We start from the raw sequence: 4720 nt of genomic DNA, 5'->3' as shown, positions 1-4720 counted from the left end.
AACGGGAGAAAATTTGGGCTTTTTTAAAAATTTAGAGGTTATGCAACGCGCTCGAGAATTATACTTTTGTCGGACGCTAATGATTATCAATTTAGTTTTTGAAATGGGAAAACTAAATTTACCCAAAAAGGCTTTGGCATGAAATTTGTCTTTTTCAGATGTAGTAAAATTTTTTTTAACTAAATGATTATGAAATCACTATTATTAACAGTTTGCTTATTTAGCTTAAGTCTAATAAGTTTTGCCCAGCAAACGGAGAAGGAAATTCGGGCGGAAATAAAGTCAAAAGCCCTAAAAGAAGCTCGTAAAGAAGCTAAAAAGTACAAAAAGCAGGGTTATGACGTAGCACCGGGGTCATTACCAATGGAAAAAATGCTTGAAAAAACGTGGTATAAGCTATTGGAAGAAGATGAAAAAGGTGAACTTGCCTATATTTCGGCTGACGGAAACGCCGTAGCCGAAACCAAAACCGCCGCTGATTTACAGGCTTTTGAAACCGCTAAACTAAACTTAGCCGGCCAGCTTGAAACCATCGTCAGAGCTATCGTAGAATCTAACATCGCTAACGCACAGCTAAACGTAGAAGAAGCCGCCTCCGTTACCAAAGTCTTGACCGGCGCTAAAAATATCATCGCTACTAAATTAGAACGAGTAGATCCGGTATTTAAAATCTACAGAATCATCGGAAAAAATGTAGAAACAAACGTCAAAATTGTCTATAAAAAATCTACCGCCCTAAACACAGCAAAGCAAGCTATCCGCGAAGAACTTGAAAAAGGCACACAAGAGTTGCAGCAAAAATTAGATAAAATCTTACAGTTACAATAAATAACTAACTATGAGCTACTTGCGTTTTCTCCCTAAAAGGCTTATTTGCTGTTTTTATATTCAATTATTATTTTTTTCGGTGAATGCGCAGGTAGTTCAAGCAGAAGCGGATATTTGGACAGAAGTTCCTCCCAATATTCCGCTGGTCGTTGCAAAAGACCAAGCTAAAGATGCCGCCATTAAAGTTGCTATTGAAAGTGCCTTTGGGTCAGCTATTTACCAAAATAGTTCTCTTTCTTTGGAAACGACTAACGGCAAAACAAATTCTGACTTTAGGCTTCGTTCTGATTCTTATATGCGGGGAGTTTGGTTAGAAACCTTGTCATTAAGCCAGCAAACGGAAATTCGTAAGCAGCAAGGATTGGAAAAGTTATGGCTACACACACGCATAAGCGGGCACGCCCGAAAACTAAAAACAGCACCCGCTAACGTGGCCATTGCGTTCGCAAACTGCCCTGCAATATCCTGTGAATCAACTACTTTTTTTTCCGGCGAACGCCTCTATCTGTTGGCTGAATCCGATACCAAAGGGTTCTTAACCATTTTTTTAGACGATAGAACAACCGCTTATCAACTGCTACCTTACCAGCGTATGCCTGAAAAACAGCCTTTTTTTGAACTCCAAGCCCGGCAGCAATATGTATTGTTTTCAAACAAACTAGAACACAACTACTTTTCTCAAGATCCTTATTTCCAAGAAGATGAACTTATGATTTCAGCCGATAAACCGGAATATTATCGGTTATATGCTCTCTGGACGGCTCATGAAGTTGCTCCCCCAAAAGTTAAGTCGGCAGAATACTCCAACCCGGGAGAATTATCATCTGAAAAATTTCAACAATGGCTTTCCCAGATACTAAGCCAAGAAGAACAAGCCGTTATTCAGATTGTTGATGTATCTTTTTTACCCAAAAGCGGTTCTAACTAAGTGCTGTTTTTTGTTCGGCTTCAAAAATAGTTTTTAGGATATTTATATCTGATACAGAGAGCATTTGGTTTCGGCGTTGCATCATTTTGTTAGCAGCTTCAATGGCTTTTTCAAAGCGATATTGCGCCAGTGTTTCGCTGCCGCCCCAAGAAAATGACGGAATAAAGGTTGGCGGGAAGCCCCCTCCAAAGATATTTGCACTAACGCCCACCACTGTTCCGGTGTTAAACATTGTGTTGATACCGCTTTTGCTGTGGTCTCCCACCGTTAATCCGCAGAATTGTAAGCCGGTTGATTCTAAACGTTTGGTACGATAACTGTATTGTTTGATAGTTTCGTAGTTATTTTTGAGGTTTGAGTTGTTCGTATCTGCGCCGAGATTACACCATTCTCCGATGAGGGAGTTTCCGATGAAGCCGTCATGAGCTTTGTTGGAATAGGCTAAAAACACGGAGTTAGCGATTTCGCCGCCTACTTTGCAATATGGACCGATGGTAGAATCACCACGCAATTTTGCTCCCATATTGATAACGGCATTTTTGCCGACACTGTGCGCACCGGCTATAATCGCCCCCTCTTGAATCTCAACATTATCATCTAAGATTATGGGTCCCAAAGAAGCATTTAGCGTAGCTGCCCGAATAATGACGTTCTCTCCAAGCCAGATATTTTCAGGAGAATAAATCTTTGTATAAGGGTCATTGATGGTTTGTTGAGAGGGTTTGTTTTTAGTAAGCCACTGATAATCATTAATTAATGCAGTTTTATTAAGTCGAAAAATATCCGTTATATGGTTTAAGCGAGTAGTTTCTCCGAAAAAAATTTGGGTTGGAAAATTATCAACTGCATTTTTTACCTCAACCCAGTTTTTTTCGGGAGAAATTCCTTTCCAAGCTATTGTTTCTCCTTCTGGAGTAATGAGGCGTTTTTCTTTGGGAAGAGTCTGTATTTCTTGAAACAGTATTTCATTGGGAAAAAAGCGTCCATTTATCCAGCAAACGGCTTCATCAAGCATTGCTGCCGTATGAAATTTTTCCTTTAAAAATCCAGAAACATATTGATAAACAGAATCTTGAAGATAGTTTTTCCATTTTTCAATTATTGTAAAGTGGCCACATCTAAGATAAAATACAGGGCGCGTAAGTGTAAGCGGATAAAAATCTATTTGTTTATCGTCATTGAAAAGCAGGTATTTCATTTCCTAAGAGTAATTTAAGTCGGAATTTTAATCTGATTATTAAGCCGCGTTTGAATGCTTGATTAAAGGTGTAGTCATCAGCGTCTATATTGGGCATAATCCAAGTTGGGTGTGTAAGTTTTTCTATATCAATTTCTTGGCGTTGTAGTTCAGAGATAGAATCTACTTTTATGTGGGTATGGGTAGCTTCTGCGCCAAAGCCGATGTTGGTTATTAAGTTATTTTGCGGTAAGATAGCTAATCCGTTATTTTTCCAGATTGTATAAGTCCACTGGAAGTCCCATGTGTCTTTACCGCTATAAACGTCATAAAAATTTTGATACCACGCAAGGCGTATCATTGGATTTGAAAAAATATTTTTGAGGGAGTTTTGGTAGCAAAATTCGGGGAAGTCCGGCATATTTACATTGTATAGTTTCCAAGCTCTTCTCCAAGTAGCCCAGCCCCAAATATGGTTAAAGCGGCTGAAATAGTAGCTGGCATTACCACGCTGAACTCCATGTTGAAAATTATCTCCGGAAATATGCATAATTCGCGTATCATCCTTGTAATGAATGAGTAATCTTTCACAAAAAGGAAAAAAACTCAATACCGGTAAGCAGTCATCTTCTAAAATGATGCCGCACTCTTCGTACTCAAAGAACTTGGTGATGGCTTGGGAAACATGATTTCGGCAGCCTAAGTTAGTTTCTTGAAACCAATAAGTTACTTCACATTCCCAGTCAGGTTGAGTTATTTTGCGGACTTGGGCTACTTTTTCTGCTTCGTTATTTTTGTGTGGTCTGGGGCCGTCTGCGGCTATGTATAGCTTACGAGGCCGTATCTGCCGCAAGACATTCCAAACTTGGGCTGTGGTATCCGGACGGTTAAATATCAAGAACAATACCGGTATATTGCGCCCTTCGCTATGCTGTACAGACATTTTTCTCTCTTTTGATTAAATTTATCAGCTACTTTCATTTTAGAGTTATTATTAACTTCCTGAAAAACAACTCTCTAAATAAGAGTTTACAAAATTACGAACTTTTGGCTTAGCCTATTTATCTCTACTGAACAGTTCTAAAAATACGATTCATAAATTTGGGTTGTGATTCAGAAAGAAGAATGAAGAAAGCGTGTGGTTTCGTTGGTGAATCATTATTGCAATCAGGACATCATCGTTTTCTGTTTTTTTGGGAAAAGCAAGTAGCCCTTCTGACAAATCTTCAGTTTCTGGCTTGTAATGAGTTATTTATATTTATATTTAGTGTTAGGTTAGATATGTTATGACGCATATATTTCGTATCTTTACAAAAAAACAATGATACGATACACGATTAAATTGACAAAGGAAGAAGTAGAGGAACTTCAGGCAATCATTAATAAAGGAAGCCATACTTCACAAACATTCCGTACTGCTTATATTCTGTTAAACTGCGATGAAGGCGAATATTCTGACAAAGTAATACGATAATGATATTTTAATTAGACCAAAATGTATCTATATTCATATATTTGAATGTGCATATAGACATTACCATTTGAGGGCTTAGGTTCTTTATTGCTTGGTCAAAGAATGTGCTGATTTGTTCTAAATTTTCGAAATGTTTATTGGTAAACTTTCTTTTGATATGTTGCCATATCTTTTCAGCAGGGTTTAACTCTGGGCTGTAAGGAGGTAGAAATAATAGGAAGATATTTTTTGGAATGATTAGTTTTTTTGCCTTGTGGAATGCACCATTATCCAAAACCATTATTTTGTATTCTTCAGGCTCTTGCAATGAAAA

Annotated in this window: 5 protein-coding genes and 1 pseudogene; 3 read left to right on the top strand and 3 right to left on the bottom strand. The window is 38.0% G+C overall.

Annotated elements, in window-relative coordinates; all coding sequences use genetic code 11:
• The first annotated feature begins 189 nt into the window (after positions 1–189).
• Together LC115_08820 and LC115_08815 are read left to right on the top strand one after the other, a co-directional pair.
• The gene (locus tag LC115_08820; protein ID MCZ2356770.1) at positions 190–828 is read left to right on the top strand and encodes a hypothetical protein; all 639 of its coding nucleotides are present in this window, start codon (positions 190–192) and stop codon (positions 826–828) included.
• A 10-nt stretch (positions 829–838) separates the two neighbouring features.
• Positions 839–1756 (top strand): hypothetical protein, encoded by a 918-nt coding sequence (locus tag LC115_08815; GenBank protein ID MCZ2356769.1) that lies wholly within the window; start codon positions 839–841, stop codon positions 1754–1756.
• Here LC115_08815 and LC115_08810 read toward each other — a convergent pair.
• The gene (locus LC115_08810) at positions 1749–2954 is read right to left on the bottom strand and encodes a glucose-1-phosphate thymidylyltransferase (GenBank protein MCZ2356768.1); all 1206 of its coding nucleotides are present in this window, start codon (positions 2952–2954) and stop codon (positions 1749–1751) included. The genes LC115_08815 and LC115_08810 overlap by 8 nt on opposite strands.
• Positions 2932–3876: a hypothetical protein gene (locus tag LC115_08805; GenBank protein ID MCZ2356767.1), complete on the bottom strand. Its 945-nt coding sequence runs from the start codon at positions 3874–3876 to the stop codon at positions 2932–2934. The genes LC115_08810 and LC115_08805 overlap by 23 nt, the downstream gene beginning before the upstream one ends.
• A 378-nt stretch (positions 3877–4254) precedes the next feature.
• On the opposite strand from LC115_08805, the pseudogene LC115_08800 reads away from it, so the two are divergent.
• Positions 4255–4392: pseudogene (locus LC115_08800) on the top strand (IS630 family transposase).
• 22 nt (positions 4393–4414) lie between these two features.
• Here the strand turns inward: LC115_08800 and LC115_08795 are convergent.
• On the bottom strand, positions 4415–4720 hold a 306-nt coding region (locus LC115_08795; GenBank protein ID MCZ2356766.1), incomplete at its 5' end, for a transposase.

This window comes from Bacteroidia bacterium (genome assembly GCA_026932145.1).
In the GTDB taxonomy this organism is placed as follows: Bacteria; Bacteroidota; Bacteroidia; order J057; family JAIXKT01; genus JAIXKT01.
This window is presented reverse-complemented; position numbering and strand designations above follow the sequence as displayed.